The 17,792-nt window shown below is 64.6% G+C and carries 17 protein-coding genes; 16 read left to right on the forward strand and 1 reads right to left on the reverse strand.

What is annotated here, in order from left to right:
* Positions 1-22: 22 nt before the first annotated feature.
* From WI560_RS09030 to WI560_RS09045, 4 genes are all read left to right on the forward strand, one after another.
* Entirely contained in the window at positions 23-1,573 is a 1,551-nt protein-coding gene (locus WI560_RS09030; protein ID WP_257177361.1) for a wax ester/triacylglycerol synthase family O-acyltransferase, read from the forward strand.
* A 10-nt stretch (positions 1,574-1,583) separates the two neighbouring features.
* Positions 1,584-2,579, forward strand: coding sequence for an alpha/beta fold hydrolase (locus WI560_RS09035; RefSeq protein ID WP_375307704.1), 996 nt, complete (start codon positions 1,584-1,586; stop codon positions 2,577-2,579).
* A gap of 151 nt (positions 2,580-2,730) precedes the next feature.
* Positions 2,731-5,964: a bifunctional cytochrome P450/NADPH--P450 reductase gene (locus tag WI560_RS09040; RefSeq protein WP_375307705.1), complete on the forward strand. Its 3,234-nt coding sequence runs from the start codon at positions 2,731-2,733 to the stop codon at positions 5,962-5,964.
* Between the two features lie 30 nt (positions 5,965-5,994).
* The gene (locus WI560_RS09045; protein ID WP_375307706.1) at positions 5,995-6,669 is read left to right on the forward strand and encodes a spermidine synthase; all 675 of its coding nucleotides are present in this window, start codon (positions 5,995-5,997) and stop codon (positions 6,667-6,669) included.
* Here WI560_RS09045 and WI560_RS09050 read toward each other — a convergent pair.
* Entirely contained in the window at positions 6,666-7,580 is a 915-nt protein-coding gene (locus tag WI560_RS09050; RefSeq protein ID WP_375307707.1) for an alpha/beta fold hydrolase, read from the reverse strand. The genes WI560_RS09045 and WI560_RS09050 overlap by 4 nt on opposite strands.
* A 160-nt stretch (positions 7,581-7,740) precedes the next feature.
* Between WI560_RS09050 and WI560_RS09055 the strand changes: the two genes are divergently transcribed.
* From WI560_RS09055 to paaE, 12 genes are all read left to right on the forward strand, one after another.
* Positions 7,741-8,124: a hypothetical protein gene (locus WI560_RS09055; protein WP_375307708.1), complete on the forward strand. Its 384-nt coding sequence runs from the start codon at positions 7,741-7,743 to the stop codon at positions 8,122-8,124.
* Entirely contained in the window at positions 8,121-9,203 is a 1,083-nt protein-coding gene (locus WI560_RS09060; RefSeq protein ID WP_375307709.1) for a PHA/PHB synthase family protein, read from the forward strand. The genes WI560_RS09055 and WI560_RS09060 overlap by 4 nt, the downstream gene beginning before the upstream one ends.
* Complete coding sequence (locus WI560_RS09065; protein WP_257193606.1) at positions 9,200-9,793, forward strand: GNAT family N-acetyltransferase; 594 nt, start codon at positions 9,200-9,202, stop codon at positions 9,791-9,793. The genes WI560_RS09060 and WI560_RS09065 overlap by 4 nt, the downstream gene beginning before the upstream one ends.
* Before the next feature lie 208 nt (positions 9,794-10,001).
* Positions 10,002-10,457, forward strand: a complete 456-nt coding sequence (locus WI560_RS09070) for a phasin (RefSeq protein ID WP_375307710.1) — start codon at positions 10,002-10,004, stop codon at positions 10,455-10,457.
* A gap of 188 nt (positions 10,458-10,645) precedes the next feature.
* Entirely contained in the window at positions 10,646-11,932 is a 1,287-nt protein-coding gene (locus WI560_RS09075; RefSeq protein ID WP_375307711.1) for a DUF445 domain-containing protein, read from the forward strand.
* A 199-nt stretch (positions 11,933-12,131) separates the two neighbouring features.
* A complete protein-coding gene (locus WI560_RS09080; protein ID WP_375307712.1) occupies positions 12,132-12,902 on the forward strand; it encodes an esterase/lipase family protein in 771 nt (256 codons plus the stop codon).
* A 99-nt stretch (positions 12,903-13,001) separates the two neighbouring features.
* Positions 13,002-13,868, forward strand: coding sequence for a phenylacetic acid degradation operon negative regulatory protein PaaX (gene paaX / locus WI560_RS09085; RefSeq protein ID WP_375307713.1), 867 nt, complete (start codon positions 13,002-13,004; stop codon positions 13,866-13,868).
* A gap of 76 nt (positions 13,869-13,944) precedes the next feature.
* Positions 13,945-14,937, forward strand: coding sequence for a 1,2-phenylacetyl-CoA epoxidase subunit PaaA (gene paaA, locus WI560_RS09090; RefSeq protein ID WP_375307714.1), 993 nt, complete (start codon positions 13,945-13,947; stop codon positions 14,935-14,937).
* Between the two features lie 10 nt (positions 14,938-14,947).
* Complete coding sequence (gene paaB / locus WI560_RS09095; protein ID WP_015687593.1) at positions 14,948-15,235, forward strand: 1,2-phenylacetyl-CoA epoxidase subunit PaaB; 288 nt, start codon at positions 14,948-14,950, stop codon at positions 15,233-15,235.
* A gap of 137 nt (positions 15,236-15,372) precedes the next feature.
* The gene (paaC, locus tag WI560_RS09100; protein WP_375307715.1) at positions 15,373-16,149 is read left to right on the forward strand and encodes a 1,2-phenylacetyl-CoA epoxidase subunit PaaC; all 777 of its coding nucleotides are present in this window, start codon (positions 15,373-15,375) and stop codon (positions 16,147-16,149) included.
* The gene (gene paaD, locus WI560_RS09105; RefSeq protein WP_375307716.1) at positions 16,143-16,646 is read left to right on the forward strand and encodes a 1,2-phenylacetyl-CoA epoxidase subunit PaaD; all 504 of its coding nucleotides are present in this window, start codon (positions 16,143-16,145) and stop codon (positions 16,644-16,646) included. Before paaC ends, paaD begins: the two co-directional genes overlap by 7 nt.
* A gap of 2 nt (positions 16,647-16,648) precedes the next feature.
* Complete coding sequence (gene paaE, locus WI560_RS09110) at positions 16,649-17,731, forward strand: 1,2-phenylacetyl-CoA epoxidase subunit PaaE (RefSeq protein ID WP_375307717.1); 1,083 nt, start codon at positions 16,649-16,651, stop codon at positions 17,729-17,731.
* The last annotated feature ends 61 nt before the right edge of the window (positions 17,732-17,792 follow it).

The raw sequence follows: 17,792 nt of genomic DNA on the forward strand, positions 1-17,792 counted from the left end.
CAAATCGTTGCGGGAGGGAATTATGGCTGACGGTAAGAAGCTGTCGTCGCTGGACGCGTCGTTTCTCTATCTGGAAACGCCGGAAATGCCGATGCATGTCGGGAGCATGGCGATCTTTCGCCTGCCCGACGACTACAAGGGCGACTTCTTCGAAGACTTCAAGGCGATGATCGTCTCGCGGCTGCACATCGCGCCGATCCTGAAGGCGCGGCTGGAGAAGGCGCCGCTCGACATCGACCATCCGTCCTGGGTCGAGGACGACCAGTTCGACATCGACCGTCACATCTTCCGCGCAAGCCTGCCGCAGCCGCGCGACCGCGCCACGCTCGAACGCATCGTCGGCTGGATGCATGCCAAGCTGCTCAACCGCGCCCGCCCGCTCTGGGAATTCTACGTGTTCGAGGGCATGAAGGACAACGAGGTCGGGCTCTATTCCAAGATGCATCATGCCGCGATCGACGGCGGCGCCGGCGCGGCGCTGACCAACATGATCTACGACATCTCGCCGATCCCGCGGAAGGTCGAGCCGCCGACGGCGGGCAGCAAACCAGGGCAGGAGCCGCGCGACATCGCCGCGAACCTCCTGGATTCCTATCAGCAGCTGTTCAGCCAGCCGCTCGATGCTTCGCAGGCTGCGAAGAACCTTCAGCTGCCGCGCACCGGCAAGAGCGACATCGGCTCGATCCTGTTCGACAATGCGATGTACCAGATCGAGAGTGCGGTGCGCTTTGCCGGCAACATCCCCACCGTGCTCAAGAGCGTGTCCGACGTGCTCGGCAAGGTCGCCGATCCCAAGTCGCGCGAGAGCCTCGCCAGCATGGTGTCGCCCCCGACGATGCTCAACAAGACCATCTCCTCGGAACGAAGCTTTGCCGGCGTGTCGATCCCGCTGTCGCGGGCCAAGGCGCTGGCCAAACAGGCCGGCGGCAAGCTCAACGACGTCGTGCTGGCGCTCGCCTCCGGCGTGGTTCGCCGTTATCTCCTGCAATACGGCACGCTGCCGGCGAAATCGCTGACGGCCGCGGTGCCGATCTCGCTGCGCGAGGAGGGCAACACCGAGGCCAACAACCAGGTGTTCGGCATGATCTGCTCGATCGCGACCAATGTCGACGATCCCAAGGCGCGGCTGGAGGCCATCATCGCGCAATCGACCAAGTCCAAGGAGATGTCGCATCCCCTGCGCGCGCTGATGCCGCAGGTCTCCAACATCTCGATGCTGGGCGCGCCGATCATGGTGCAGATCCTGGCGCTGCTCTACAGCCGCTCGAACCTCTCGGACGTGCTGCCGCCGGCCGCCAACATCACGGTGTCCAACGTGCCGGGACCGCGGCAGACGCTCTACGCTGCGGGCGCCGAGCTGCTGCACATCTTCCCGGTGTCGATCTCGACACACGGGCAGGCGCTCAACATCACCGTTCAGAGCTACCGCGACCAGCTCGATTTCGGCTTCATCGTCGGCGCCAACATCATTCCGCACGTGCAGGTGATGTGCGACATGTTGCCGGAGGAGTTCGCCGCACTGGAGGCGGCCTACGCGCCGCCGGCGGCCGACATCAAGGGTGCCGCTGAGTAGGAATGTTGCAATGATTGAAATGCCGCCGCTCAAGTTCGCTCAGACGAACGGAATCCGCATGGGCTATTACGAGGCTGGCCCGGCCGACGACAAGCCGCCGGTCGTGCTGTGCCACGGCTGGCCCGAGCTCGCCTTTTCCTGGCGCCACCAGATCAAGGCGCTGAGCGAGGCCGGCATCCGCGTGATCGCCCCGGACCAGCGCGGCTATGGCGCGACCGACCGCCCCGAGCCGGTCGAGGACTACGACATGGAGCATTTGACCGGCGATCTCGTCGGGCTGCTCGATCATCTCGGGATCGACAAGGCGATCTTCGTCGGTCACGACTGGGGCGGCTTCGTGGTCTGGCAGATGCCCTTGCGGCACCCTTCGCGCGTCGCTGGTGTGGTTGGGGTCAACACCCCGCATTGGGATCGCGCCCCGATCGATCCCATCGCGCTGTTTCGCCAGCGCTATGGCGACCAGATGTATATCGTGCAGTTCCAGGATCCCGCGCGCGAGCCGGACAGGATTTTTGGCAGCCGGGTCGAGCAGACCTTCGACGCCTTCATGCGCAAGCCGCTGGGGCGGCCTGCGGCGAAGCCGGATGAGCCGCCGATCGCAGGCGTCGGCGCCGCGGCAAAAACCAATCTGGCCTTCCCGCAGATGATCGCGGCCTACGATTCCAAGGTTGATCCGCGCCCATCGATCCTGTCGGCCGACGAGAAGAAGGTGTTCGTCGACACCTTCACGAAGACGGGCTTCACCGGCGGCATCAACTGGTACCGTAACTTCACCCGCAATTGGGAGCGGTCGAAGGGCCTGGACCACCACGTCCACGTGCCGTCGCTGATGATCATGGCGGAGAACGACGCGGTGCTGCCGCCCTCTGCGGCGGACGGCATGGAGAATCTGATCGGTGATCTCGAAAAGTATCTGGTGAAGGACAGCGGCCATTGGACGCAGCAGGAGAAGCCGGAGGAGGTCAGCGCCAAGCTGATCGAATGGCGTAGAAGGCGGTTTGGTTGACGACGCAGTCGTCGATGCAAATGAGACGTCATTCCGGGACGGTCCGAAGGGATTGCGAAGCGACCCAGAGGACCGGACCCGGAATCTCGAGATTCCGGGTTCGATGCTGCGCATCGCCCCGGAATGACGGCAAGAGGGGGAAGCGCAGTTAATGTCATCCACGAATCGTCTGGACCCGATCCCGCATCCGCCGACCAAGCCCGTGGTCGGCAACATGCTGTCGCTGGATTCGGCTGCGCCTGTGCAGCACCTGACGCGGCTCGCCAAGGAGCTCGGCCCGATCTTCTGGCTCGATATGATGGGCTCGCCGATCGTGGTCGTCTCCGGCCACGATCTCGTCGACGAGCTCTCCGACGAGAAGCGCTTCGACAAGACGGTGCGCGGCGCGCTGCGGCGCGTGCGCGCGGTCGGCGGCGATGGCCTGTTCACGGCCGATACCAAGGAGCCGAATTGGAGCAAGGCGCACAACATCCTGCTTCAGCCCTTCGGCAACCGCGCCATGCAGTCCTATCATCCGAGCATGGTCGATATCGCCGAGCAACTCGTCCAGAAATGGGAGCGGCTCAACGCCGACGACGAGATCGACGTCGTTCATGATATGACGGCGCTGACGCTGGACACGATCGGGCTATGCGGTTTCGACTACCGCTTCAACTCCTTCTACCGGAGCGACTATCATCCCTACGTCGAGTCGTTGGTGCGCTCGCTCGAAACCATCATGATGACGCGCGGCCTGCCGTTCGAGCAGATCTGGATGCAGAAGCGGCGCAAGACCCTCGTCGAAGACGTCGCCTTCATGAACAAGATGGTCGACGAGATCATCGCCGAGCGCCGCAAGAGCGCGGAAGGGATCGACGACAAGAAGGACATGCTGGCTGCGATGATGACCGGCGTCGACCGCGCAACAGGCGAGCAGCTCGACGACGTCAACATCCGCTACCAGATCAACACGTTCCTGATCGCGGGCCACGAGACCACCAGCGGCCTGTTGTCCTACACGCTCTATGCGCTGCTCAAGCACCCCGAGATCCTCAAGAAGGCCTATGACGAGGTCGATCGCGTCTTCGGCCCCGACGTCAATGCGAAGCCGACCTATCAACAGGTGACGCAGCTCACCCACATCACGCAGATCCTGAAAGAGGCGCTGCGGCTGTGGCCGCCGGCGCCGGCCTATGGCATCTCGCCGCTGAACGACGAGACGATCGGCGGCAAGTACAAGCTTCGGAAGGGCACGTTCACCACGATCCTGGTGACCGCCCTGCATCGCGATCCCTCCGTCTGGGGTCCGAATCCCGACGCCTTCGATCCGGAGAATTTCAGCCGCGAGGCGGAAGCGAAGCGGCCGATCAATGCCTGGAAGCCGTTCGGCAACGGCCAGCGCGCCTGCATCGGCCGCGGCTTCGCCATGCACGAGGCCGCGCTGGCGCTCGGCATGATCCTGCAGCGCTTCAAGCTGATCGACCACCAGCGCTACCAGATGCATCTGAAGGAGACGCTGACGATCAAGCCGGAGGGCTTCAAGATCAAGGTGCGTCCGCGCGCCGATCGCGAGCGCGGTGCCTATGGCGGACCGATTGCGGCCGTCGGTTCGGCGCCGAAGGCCGCGCGCCAGCCGACGGCCCGGCCCGGCCACAACACGCCGATGCTGGTGCTCTACGGCTCCAATCTCGGCACCGCCGAGGAGCTGGCGACGCGCATGGCCGACCTTGCGGAGATCAACGGCTTTGCCGTGCGTCTCGGCCCGCTCGACGATTACGTCGGCAAGCTGCCACAGCAGGGCGGCGTGCTGATCATCTGCGCCTCCTACAACGGCGCGCCGCCCGACAATGCGACGCAGTTCGTCAAATGGCTTGGCGGCGATTTGCCGAAGGATGCCTTCGCCGGCGTGCGCTACGCCGTGTTCGGTTGCGGCAACAGCGACTGGGCCGCGACCTATCAATCGGTGCCGCGCCTGATCGACGAGCAATTGTCGAAGCATGGCGCGCGTGCAGTCTATCCGCGCGGCGAGGGCGATGCGCGCAGCGATCTCGATGGCCAGTTCCAGAAATGGTTCCCGGCCGCGGCCCAGGTCGCGACCAAGGAGTTCGGCATCGACTGGAATTTCACCCGCACCGCGGAGGACGACCCGCTCTATGCGATCGAGCCGGTCGCGGTCACCGCCGTCAACACCATTGTCGCCCAGGGCGGTGCTGTGGCGATGAAGGTGCTGGTCAACGACGAGCTTCAGAACAAGGCCGGCGCGAATCCTTCCGAGCGCTCGACGCGCCACATCGAGGTGCAGCTGCCGGCCAATGTCAGCTACCGGGTCGGCGATCACCTCAGCGTCGTCCCGCGCAATGATCCGACGCTGGTGGATTCGGTGGCCCGTCGCTTCGGTTTCTTGCCCGCCGACCAGATCAGGCTGCAGGTCGCCGAGGGACGCCGCGCCCAATTGCCGGTCGGCGAGGCCGTGTCGGTCGGGCGCCTGCTCAGCGAGTTCGTCGAGCTGCAGCAGGTCGCAACCCGCAAGCAGATCCAGATCATGGCGGAGCACACCCGATGCCCCGTGACCAAGCCGAAGCTGCTGGCCTTCGTCGGTGAGGAGAGCGAGCCGCTCGAGCGTTACCGCGCCGAGATTCTCGCCAAGCGCAAATCGGTGTTCGACCTGTTGCTCGAATATCCGGCCTGCGAACTGCCGTTCCACGTCTATCTGGAAATGCTCTCGTTGCTGGCACCGCGCTATTATTCGATCTCGTCCTCGCCGTCGGTCGATCCCGCGCGTTGCAGCATCACGGTCGGCGTGGTCGAAGGGCCGGCCGCCTCAGGACGCGGGGTCTACAAGGGCATCTGCTCGAACTATCTCGCCAATCGCCGCGTCGGCGACGTGATCTACGCCACCGTGCGCGAGACCAAGGCCGGCTTCCGCCTGCCGGAGGATCCGTCCGTGCCTGTTATCATGATCGGCCCCGGCACGGGCCTCGCGCCGTTCCGCGGCTTCCTGCAGGAGCGCGCCGCGCGCAAGGCCAAGGGCGCGGTGCTCGGGCCATCCATGCTGTTCTTCGGCTGCCGCCATCCCGACCAGGACTTTCTCTACGCCGACGAGCTAAAGGCGCTGGCCGCCAGCGGCATCACCGAGCTGTTCACGGCGTTCTCGCGGAGCGACGGACCGAAGACCTATGTGCAGCACGTGCTGGCCGCGCAGAAGGACAAGGTCTGGCCGCTGATCGAGCAGGGCGCGATCATCTATGTCTGCGGCGACGGCGGCAAGATGGAGCCCGACGTGAAGGCGGCGCTGGTCGCGATCCACCGCGAGAAGAGCGGCAGCGACGCGGCCGCTAGCGCACGGTGGATCGAGCAGATGGGCACCAACAACCGCTATGTGCTGGATGTCTGGGCGGGTGGCTGATTGTTCGCCCGATCGTGCTAAACCCCGGGGATGATTCCCTGGGAAAAGATCGACACCGCAAGAATCCCCGGCTCCGACGAGGAGCTCCGGCTGATGCGGCGGGGCAAGGAGTTCTCCATCAAGCTCGGCACCAACGAGCTGATGAACAACCGCCTGTCCGGCTCGGAAGCCGCGCTCGCAACGCTGGCGGCGAAGCAAATCGAGAAGGTGGCCAAGCCCGTCGTCCTGATCGGCGGCCTCGGCATGGGCTTCACGCTGCGTGCGGCGCTGACGGTGCTTGGGCCCAAGGCGAAGATCGTGGTGTCAGAACTGGTGCCGGCGGTGGTGGCCTGGGCGAGAGGTCCGATGGCGGAGGTCTTCGGCGACAGCCTCGATGATGCCAGGGTGAAGATCCGGGAAATCGACGTCGGCGAAATCATCCGCGCGCAGCGGTCGGCCTTCGACGCCATCCTGCTCGACGTCGACAACGGGCCGGAAGGGCTGACCCGCAAGGGCAATGACGCGCTCTATAGCGCGAGCGGGCTCGCGGCAGCGAAGACGGCGCTGCGCCCGGGCGGCGTGCTCGCGGTCTGGTCGTCGGGACCCAGCCCCGCCTTCACCAGGCGTCTTCGCACCGCCGGCTTCGACGTCAACGAAGTCAATGTCCGCGCCACCGGGCGAGGCGGCGGCGCGCGCCACGTGATCTGGATCGCGAAGAAGAGCTAGGCCGCCTGCGCCGCCGCGCCATGGGCGTGCTTGTCGATGGCGTCGATGATCTCCGGCCAGAACCGCATCGGCAGCGCGTGGCCCATGCCTTCGATCATCAGCAATTTGGCGTTCGGGATCGACGCCGCGGTGTCCTTGCCGCCTTCGGGACGGACCAGCGGATCGACGGTGCCGTGAATAACCAGCGTCGGCACCTGCACGGCGTGCAGACGCTCCTTGCGGCTGCCGGACGCCAGCACGGCGCGAAGCTGGCGGCCGACGCCCGCCGGATTGAGTCCGCGCGCGAACACGCGCTCGGCACGCTCTAGATCGAGCGCTTCCTCCTCCGGAAAATGTCCGGCGCGCAACACTTTCCAGGTCTGGCCGTAGCGGACGATGAACTCCTCCTTGCTGCGCGGCGGCGGCGCCATCAGCATTGCGGCGGCCTCGCGCGAAGGCGGCGGAATGCGCGGATTGCCTGTGGTCGACATGATCGATGTCAGCGACCGGACGCGGTGCGGAAACGACAGCGCCACCTCCTGGGCGATCATGCCGCCCATGGACGCCCCGACCAGATGCGCCGACTTGATGCCGAGCGCATCCATCAGCCCGACCGTGTCCTTCGCCATGTCGATCAGCTTGTAGGTCGCGGCGACGGGAATCCTGAGGAAGCGCAGCTTCAGCAGCTCGAGCGGCGTCAGGCGCTTGCCGCCGGTGAGATGGCTGGACTTGCCGATATCGCGATTGTCGAAGCGGATCACGCGGAAACCCCGCGCGGCAAGCTGCTCGCAGAACGCATCGTCCCAGTGGATCATCTGCGCGCCGAGACCCATGATCAGCAGCAGCGGTTCGGCGTTGTCGTTGCCAAAGATCTCGTAGCAGATGTCGATGCCGTTGGCGCGGACGGTCTGGGGCGGCTGATGGGTGGTCACGGGTCCCTCCTGCTGATCGGTGTTGTATCGCACGGTTTGCCGCCACAAAGAAGCGGCGTGCCGAGCAGCGCGTGCGCTTGCCGGTTGACCGACACCGCGCAACGGTGTGGTATGGCGAGAAAAGAAGGGCATCGCAGCTCTCGTTTTCAGGAGGACGCCGATGACCGACAAGACCAATGACCCCGTTGCCATGTGGCAGAAGATGGTCGGCGAGATGGAGAAGGGGTTCAACTCTTTCGCCAACCAGGCCATGTCGTCGCCGGAATTTTCCCAGGCGATGAACCGTGCCGGTGGAGTTGCTGCAGGTGCTCAGAAGCAGCTCGGCGAGCTCATGGAGAAATATCTCGTCACGATGAACCTGCCGAGCCGGGAGCAGGTCACGGGTCTTGCGGAACGGCTCCAGTCGGTCGAGGCTCAGATCGGCGAGATCAAGGCGATGCTGAGCCAGATGGCGGCGAATTCCGGCATCACGCAAGGCTTCGACAGCACCCCGCGGCCGCCACGGACGAAGCGGCCGCCTTCCGATCCCGGAGAGCCGACATGAACGGGCCGGCGGGACTCGATCTCGCGTCAATCCCGGAGCGGATCCAGACCGAGGTGCAGCGTGCCATCCAGCGCAGCATCAAGGGCGTTGAATATTTCTCGACCTCGGGCCCTTCGCTCGGCTCGACGCCGAAGGACGTGCTGCATTCGCGCGGCACCATGAACCTTTATCATTATCGGCCGATGTCGGACGAGATCTACCGTGTGCCGGTGCTGATCGTGATGGCGACCACCAATCGCGGCTACATCCTCGACCTCGTCCCCGGGCAGAGCTTCATCGAGTTCCTGCTCAAGCGCGGATACGACGTCTACATGCTCGACTGGAGCGCGCCGCGGCCGGAGGAGAAGAGCCTGCGGATGGAGGACTATGTCCTCGACTTCATCCCGGATTGCGTCCGCCGCGTGCAGGCCGATTCCGGTGAGCAGGACGTCTCGGTCATCGGCTATTGCTTCGGCGGCGTGCTGTCGCTGCTGTACGGCTCCATCCACAAGGACGGGCCGATGAAGAACCTGATCTGCTTCACCACGCCGATCGACTTCCGCGAGATGAAGCTGTTCTCAAACTTCTCCGACCGCCGCTATTTCGACGTCGATCGTCTCGTCGACAGCGTCGGCAACGTGCCGCCGGAGATGATCCTGTCTTCGTTCGAGATGCTGCGCCCGGCCTCACGCACGGTGAGCCAGATCCAGCTCTGGGAGAACATCTGGAACGACGAGTTCGTCAAATCCTATCGCATGTTCGATCGCTGGGCGACCGACACGCTGCCGCTGGCCGGCGAATATTTCCGCACCATCACCAAGGACCTGATGTGGGACAACAAGCTGTTCAACGACACCATGTCGGTCGGCGGCCGCACGGCGAAGCTCGAGAACATCAAGGTGCCGATCCTCCATGCCGTCGCCGAGCACGACCACATCGTGCCGTATGAGGCCGCCAAGCACCTGATCGCGAAGATCGGATCTGCGGACAAGGAAGAGGTGATCCTGAAAGGCGGCCACGTCTCGCTGGTCGCGGGCGCCAACGCCGTGAAGCGGCTATGGCCGAAACTGGATTCCTGGCTGGGAAAGAGATCGACATGAGCGAGCAGCGTTCCTATCCGCGTCACGTCAAGACGGACGCCGGCGATATCGAGATTCGTCTGATGGCGCCCGCCGACGAGGCCGCGGTGCTCGCCTTCGGCAAGGGTCTGCCGACCCACGATTTGCTGTTCCTGCCGCGCAATATCAGCGAGCCGAAGGTGCTGTCGGCCTGGGTCAAGGAGATCGAGCGGGGCGCGATCACGAGCCTGCTCGCGGTCAAGGACGGCAAGGTCGTCGGCTGCGGCACGCTGGTGCGCGATCCCCATTCCTGGTCGCCCCATGTCGGCGAGATCCGGATGGTGGTCTCGCTCGATGTGCGCGGGAAGGGGGTGGGGCGGGCGCTGTCGCAGGAGACCTTTGCGCTCGCACTCGGGGCGGGCCTGGAAAAGCTCTCGGTCCAGATGACGGTCGACCAGCAGGCGGCGATCGCCGTGTTCGAGAGCCTCGGCTTCAAGGCCGAAGCGCTGCTGCGGGACCACGTCCGGGACGTCGACGGCAAGACCCACGACATCGTCGTGCTCGGTCACAACATTGCGCAGGTCCAGGCCCAGATGGAGGCCTATGGGCTGCCGGGCGCGGTGCAGCACTAGGGATCGCCAAAAGGCGGCCGGCACGCGAGCGGCCAGTGGCCAAGGAGGCATCAGGATGCCTCTTATTCAGGTTTATCACGGTTTCGTGATGTCGCAGTGCAATATGAATATTGCGCTGCACAATTAACTATGCCATATAGGTCGTGCCCCGGGCCAATGCGGACGGGGTGAGCCCATAGCTCAGAGCAATGAGGATGGAGAGAACCCCATGACCACTGAAACCAACACCGCTTTCGAGGGCTTCAAGGACGCTTTCAAGAACATCCAGAATCTGGAAGTTCCCGAGGCTGCCCGCGAGTTCGTCAAGAAGACCGCCAACACTGCCAAGGACCGTGCTGCCGAGGCTTTCGCAGGCTCCGAGCGCGTGACCGCCGCCGTCGAGAACGCGGTGACCGAATCCGTCGCTGAAGCCGGCAAGATCAGCCGCAACATCCAGCAGGCGATCTATGAGGACGCCGAGGCGTTCCTCTCGAGCATCGACAAGCTCGCCTCCGCCAAGTCGTTCAGCGAGGCCATCGAGATCCAGTCGGGCCTGCTCCGCTCGCGCGGCGAAGTGTTCGTCTCGCGTGCCAAGGCGACCGCCGACTATTTCGGCAAGCTCGCTGCCAACGGTGCGAAGTCCGCTCAGGACAATTTTGCCAAGGTCTACAACAAGACCGCCTGATCTGGCGCCCTGAGCAGAAACTGAATTTGAGGCCCGCTTCGGCGGGCCTTTTGTTTCTTGCGCTGCAGCCGCCATCGTCTCCGCCGTCATTGCGAGGAGCCCTTGCGACGAAGCAATCCAGAGTCGTTCCGCGGAAAGATTCTGGATTGCTTCGCTTCGCTCGCAATGACGAGTATTGTGACGCAGTGATGACTCCACCCGCCACCTTCACCTTCGACACTCCTGGCGATGCCGAACGCGCGGCCGAGCTGCGCCGCGTCAAGGCGCTGGCGACGCTGGTGCTGGCCTCGACGCTAGCGCTCTTCATCGTGGCAAAATGGCTCCTGCCGGTGCACCCATTGTTCGGCTTCATCGCCGCCTTCGCGGAAGCCGCGACCATCGGCGGCCTCGCCGACTGGTATGCCGTGGTGGCGCTGTTCAAGCGGCCGCTCGGCCTGCCGATTCCGCATACCGCGATCATCCAGAGCAACCAGGCCCGCATCGCCGACAAGCTCGGCGAGTTCATCCAGGTGCATTTCCTCGAGGCCGGTCCCGTCGAGGCCAAGCTGAAGGAAATCGATTTCGGCTCCTTCATTGCCGACTGGCTGCGCGACCGCAAACGCAGCGATGACCTTGCTCGCTTCGCGTTACGCCTGTTGCCCGAGGCCTTCTCGGCCACGGAGACCTCCGGCTTGATGACCTTCATCATCCGCCGCATGTCATCGCAGCTCCAGGCGATCGACCTCGCGCCGCTTGCCGCCGGCACGCTGCGCGGCTTCGTGGCGGAAGGACGCCACCAGATCCTGTTCGACGATCTCCTGCGGGTGATGCACGAGACGATGAACCAGAAGGAGACGATGGCGATGATCCGCGAGAAGGTGCGCGCGGAATTGCCGACCCTGCTCAGGCTCTACCGCGCCGACAAGTTTCTGGTGAACAAGATCGTGGCGTCCGCCACCGCGTTCTTCAACGAGGTGCGCAGCGATGCCACCCATCCGTTCCGCGGCGAGTTCGATCGCATGGTGCTGAGCTTCGTCGACCGGCTCGGCACCGATCAGGCCTATATCGACCGCATCGCCGGATTGAAGCGTGACCTGCTGGCGCGGCCCGAGCTCGCCGATCTTGCGCGCACGGTCTGGGCCAACACGCGCTCGTTCATCGAGCGCAGCGCGAGCGGCGAAACGCAAGTGCTGCAGCATCATCTCGCCGGCATGTTCGTCGCGGCAGGCGAAGCGCTCGCCGGGGATGCCGAGCTGCGCGGCGAGATCAACAAGGGGCTGGTGACGGTGTTGCGCAGCTTCATTGCCGATCAGAAGAGCGGCGTTTCGATCTTCATCTCCGATCAGGTCAAGGCGTGGGATATGGCGCAGCTGATTTCGCTGATCGAAATCAACATCGGGCGCGACCTGCAATACATCCGCTTCAACGGCTCGCTGATCGGCGGCCTCGCCGGCCTGGCGCTCTATTCCGTAGAATTCCTGCTCCGATGGCTGTGACTTTTGCGTCACGGCTTCCGGCATTAGCACTCAGGCCTATTGTCGCCTGGGCTCACCCCGGCTTCAATGCCGGGAACCGGCTGTGCAGCTGATTCATGCTGCAATGCGGAACGATCAAGAAGCCGGAGGGTTGGAATTCAGATGCTTTGCCGGCCCCGTCCCGGCGTCCTTTATCCAGTTCTTCCCAGGGGAAACATTGATGACCGCTACTGCCCAGACGCTGCGTCCGCCGTCCCGCACCCTGATGTTTCTGGAGGGACGCGCGATCCACGAGTTCGGCGCATTCCTCGGCGCACTTCCGCTGCTGAGCCTCGCGCCGCGCGGCGATGGACACCCCGTGCTGGTGTTGCCGGGCCTCGTGGCCTCGGACGCGTCCACTCGTGCGCTGCGCTCGTTTCTGACCAGCAAGGGCTACGCGGTGAGCGGCTGGCGCCAGGGCCGCAATTACGGCCTGCGCGACGGCGTGCAGCACGCGATGGTCGATCTGGTCGAAGAGCTCAGCGAAACGCACGGCCGCAAGATCAGCCTGGTTGGCTGGAGCCTCGGCGGCCTTTATGCCCGGCAGCTCGCCAAGATGATGCCCGATCGCGTGCGCCAGGTGATTACGCTTGGCAGTCCCTTCGCCGGAAATCCCCGCTCCACCAACGCCTGGCGCGTCTATGAATGGGCCAGCGGACGGAAGGCCGATGAGGTCGATCCGCGGTTTGGCGGCGAACTCGCCGTTCCGCCACCGGTGCCGACCACCGCCATCTTCAGCCGCACCGACGGCGTCTGCGCCTGGCAGGGCTGCATGGAGAAAGCGGGAGCGCAGACCGAGAGCATCGAGGTCGAGAGCAGTCATTGCGGCATGGGCCATCATCCCGCCGTGGTCTATGCGGTGGCCGATCGCCTCGCGCAAAAGGAAGGCCAGTGGCGCCCGTTCGATCGCAGCGGCTGGCGCAGCCTGGCGTATCCCGATCCGCATCGGTGATTCCTTCTTCGCCTCGCCCGTAAGAACGGGGAGAGGGAGACCAAGAGCGTCGCTCGCGTCCATTGTCGCGCCGGCGCCAAACGCGCTATGCCATGCCCCATGGCGCATCCGCTCTCTCGCATCATCGACCAGCTCAAGCGCGAACCGTCGCGCACCGGCTCCATCGTCATCACCGTGTTCGGCGATGCCATCGTGCCGCGCGGCGGCGTGGTGTGGCTCGGCACGCTGCTCGAATTCTTCGAAGGTCTGGACATCGATAGCGGCGTCGTCCGCACCGCGATGTCGCGTCTTGCAGCCGATGGCTGGCTCGCCCGGGAGAAGGTTGGTCGCAACAGTTTCTATCGGCTTGCCGACAAGGGACGCCAGACGTTTGAAGCTGCGACGCGCCACATCTACGACCCGCCGCCGTCGGACTGGACCGGGCGCTTCGAGCTGCTGCTAATCGGCAACGGCGAGGATCGTGACGTCTCGCGCGAGGCGTTGCGCAACGCCGGCTTCGGCAGTCCGTTGCCGGGGGTGTGGGTCGCGCCGTCGGGCTTGCCCGTGCCGGAAGAAGCCGCGGGCGCCATCCGGCTCGAAGTCTCGGCGGAGGATGACAGCGGGCGCCGCCTCCTCAGCGCGAGCTGGCCGCTGCAGCGCACCGCGGACGCCTATCTGAAATTCATGAAGACGTTTGAGCCGCTGCGCGCCGCGATCGCGCGCGGCACGGAGCTGTCCGAGGCCGACGCCTTCACCGCGCGCATCCTGCTGATCCACTATTATCGCCGTGTCGTGCTGCGCGATCCGCTGCTGCCCGAAAGCCTGTTGCCGGCGGACTGGCCGGGCAGGGCGGCGCGAGAACTTTGCGGCGAAATCTATCGCGCGCTGCTTGCGCCGTCCGAGCAATGGCTCGATGGTCATGGAACCAACGAAAAAGGGCCATTGCCGCCGGCGCGAAAACTCCTGGAACGGAGGTTCGAGGCTTGAGCTTTATGTTACAGAAATATCTTGCATGAACTAATTCTTGTTATATATTGCCTCTCAATGAATTGGGAGGATGCGCATGTATACCCAGGCGCTGAACACGGCCGAGACCGACGACCGCGGTCTTGAGGACGCGGCCAAGGCTGCGCAGTTCCAGGCCCGCATCGACGCCGAGGAGCGCATCGAGCCGAACGACTGGATGCCGGCGGCCTACCGCAAGACGCTCACCCGCCAGATCTCCCAGCACGCCCATTCCGAAGTCGTCGGCATGCTGCCGGAAGGCAATTGGATCACGCGCGCGCCGACGCTGCGCCGCAAGGCCGCGCTGCTCGCCAAGGTGCAGGACGAGTGCGGCCACGGCCTTTATCTTTACGCCGCTGCCGAGACGCTTGGCGCCTCCCGCGAAGAGCTGGTCGACGCGATGCTCGCCGGCAAAGCCAAATACTCCTCGATCTTCAACTATCCGACGCTGACCTGGGCCGATATCGGAACCATCGGCTGGCTGGTCGACGGCGCCGCAATCATGAACCAGATCCCGCTGTGTCGCTGCTCCTACGGCCCCTATGCCCGCGCGATGATCAGGGTCTGCAAGGAGGAGTCCTTCCACCAGCGCCAGGGCTACGAGATCATGCTGACGCTGTGCCGGGGCTCGGACGAGCAGAAGGCTATGGCGCAGGACGCGCTGAACAGATGGTGGTGGCCGGTGCTGATGATGTTCGGCCCGCCCGATGTGGCGAGCCAGCACAGCGACACCTCGACGAAGTGGAAGATCAAACGCTTCTCCAACGACGAGCTGCGCCAGAAATTCGTCGATGCCACCGTGCCGCAGGCGCAATATCTCGGCCTCACTATTCCCGATCCCGGCATGATTCAGGATGCCGACGGGCACTGGCGCTACAGCGAGATCGACTGGACCGAATTCAAGCAGGTGCTCGCCGGCAACGGCCCCTGCAATCGCGACCGCATCGCCGCGCGCCGCAAGGCCCATGCGGAGGGCGCCTGGGTACGTGAGGCGGCCGCAGCCTATGCGGCGAAGCGCGCGCAGCGCCAGACCGCACAAGCCGCGGAATAGGGAGACCAATATGGCCACGCCGAACACGCCGCTGTGGGAAGTCTTCATTCGCAGCCGCAACGGGCTCGCGCACAAGCATGTGGGATCGTTGCATGCGAGCGATGCCACCATGGCCCTGCAAGCCGCCCGCGACATCTACACCCGCCGCGGCGAAGGCCTGTCGATCTGGGTCGTGCCTTCGAGCGCGATCACCGCGAGCGATCCCGCCGAGAAGGGCATGATGTTCGAGCCGGCGGAATCGAAGATCTATCGCCACCCCACATTCTACGAGGTGCCCGAGGAAGTGGGGCATATGTAGCGCTCTCTCCCCTCAGGGTGAGGAGCGCGAAACGCGTCTCGAACCATGAAGGCCCGTGAACTGCGGCCATCCTTCGAGACGGCGCTGCGCGCCTCCTCAGGATGAGGTCGGAACAAGTGGCAAGATGGATAGGACAGATGCCCGTTGCCAATATCGAGGTCTCCGAAACGCCGCTGGTGCTCTACACGCTGCGCCGCGCCGACGACGCGCTGATCCTCGGCCATCGGCTGTCGGAATGGTGCGGACATGCGCCGATGCTGGAAGAGGACATGGCGCTCTCCAACATCGCGCTCGACCTGATCGGCCAAGCGCGCGAGCTCTACAGCTACGCTGCCAAGGTCGAAGGCAGGGACAACGACGAGGACAAGCTCGCTTACTTGCGTGACGTCAGGCAGTACCGCAACCTGCTCCTGGTCGAGCAGCCCAACGGCGATTTTGCCCAGACTTTGGTGCGGCAGTTGTTCTATTCCGCGTTCGCCGACCTCTACTGGCGCGCGATGATGACCTCGCGCGATACGACGCTGGCGGCGATTGCCGCCAAGTCGGAGAAGGAGAGCGCCTACCACCTGCGCCACGCTTCGGAATGGCTGATCCGGCTCGGCGACGGCACCGATGAGAGCCACGCCCGCGCGCAAGCCGCGATCGATCACCTCTGGGCTTTCACCGGCGAGATGTTTGAGGTGGACGAAGGCGAGCGCGCCCTGATCCAGGCCGGTATCGCCATCGATCCCGGGCTGTTGCGCGATCGCTGGCTGCAGACGATCTCCGATGTCGTCAGCGAAGCCACGCTCGTCCTGCCGCAGAATGATTGGACGCAGCAGGGCGGCCGTACGGGCCGGCACAGCGAACATCTCGGCCATCTCCTGTCCGAGCTGCAATCGATGCAGCGCACCTTTCCGGGGCTGACATGGTGAGAGTGCTGGAGCGCGATAGCGAGCTGCGCCGGCGCGCCTGGGACGCGGCGGCGAGCGTGGTCGACCCGGAGATTCCGGTCCTGACCATTTCCGATCTCGGCGTGCTCCGTGAGGTCGTTGTCGACGGCGATCAGGTCGAGGTCGAAATCACCCCGACTTACTCGGGGTGTCCGGCGATGAACATGATCGCGCTGGAGATCGAGCTGGCGCTGGAGCGCGCCGGTTTCCGTCATCCGAAGGTGCGAACCGTGCTGTCGCCGGCGTGGACCACCGATTGGATGAGCGAGGAAGGGCGCCAGAAGCTGCGTGCCTTCGGCATCGCCCCGCCGCAAGCGTCGAGCTCGCGCCGTGCGCTGTTCGGCGCCCAGGCTGTGGCCTGCCCGCAATGCGGCTCGGAGGACACCGAGCTGCTGTCCGAATTCGGCTCGACCTCCTGCAAGGCGCTGTGGCGCTGCAAGTCGTGCCGCGAACCTTTTGACTACTTCAAGTGTCATTGATCATGTCCGCCGCAGCACCACGCTTCCATCGCCTGGCCGTCAGCGACCTCCGCCGCGAGGCCTCCGACGCCGTGTCGATGACCTTCGCGATTCCCGGCGAGCTCGCGCGCGATTACGCCTTCACGCCTGGCCAATATCTCACGCTCCGCACCATGCTGGACGGAGAGGAGGTGCGCCGCTCCTATTCGATCTGTTCCGGCCCTGACGACGGCGAGATCCGCATCGCCGTGAAGAAGGTCGACGGCGGCGCGTTTTCGAGCTGGGCAGCCGAGGATCTCAGATGCGGCGACGAGCTCGACGTGATGACGCCGACCGGCCGCTTCGGCGTGGTTCCCCCGGCAGACCGGGCGCGCATTCATGTCGGCTTCGCCGCAGGCTCCGGCATCACCCCGATCCTGTCGATCGTGAAGGGCGTGCTCGCGCGCGAGCCGGACAGCCGCTTCTTCCTGTTCTACGGCAACCGCAGCACCGACAACATCATGTTCCTCGAAGCATTGGAGGAACTGAAGGACCGCTTCATCGATCGCCTCTCGCTCTTCCACGTCATCTCCGGCGAAGAGCAGGACATCCCGATCCTGCATGGCCGGCTCGACGGCGACAAGGTGAGGGTATTGCTGCGCTCGCTGGTGCCGGCGGGAAGCGTCGATCATGTCTATATTTGCGGGCCGCTTGGCATGAGCGAGGACATCGAGGCCACCTGCCGCGCGCTCGGCATCGCGCAGGATTGCATCCACGTCGAGCGCTTCGTCTCCGAGTTCGGCGGCAAGCCGCGGCCGAAGAAGGCGGTTGCCCCCGACGCGCCGCCGAAAGCGATCGCCTCGCTGATCATCGACGGCAAGCGCCGCGAGGTGCCAGTGGCCGAGGACGAGGCGATCCTCGATGCCGCGCTGCGCGCCGGCGTCGATCTGCCCTTTGCCTGCAAGGGCGGCATGTGCTCGACCTGCCGGGCCAAGCTGGTCGAAGGCGAAGCGCCCATGGACATCAACTATTCGCTGGAGCCGTGGGAGCTGAAGGCGGGCTTCGTCCTGACCTGCCAGGCCAAGCCGTCGTCGGAGCGCGTCGTGGTCGATTATGACCATGTCTGACAGGGCGCATCAGTGCCCGGCGATGCAAATGCGTCGCATTATTTGACAGTTTTGGCCAACC

This window comes from Bradyrhizobium sp. A11 (assembly GCF_042077125.1).
GTDB classification, from domain to species: Bacteria; Pseudomonadota; Alphaproteobacteria; order Rhizobiales; family Xanthobacteraceae; genus Bradyrhizobium; species Bradyrhizobium japonicum_B.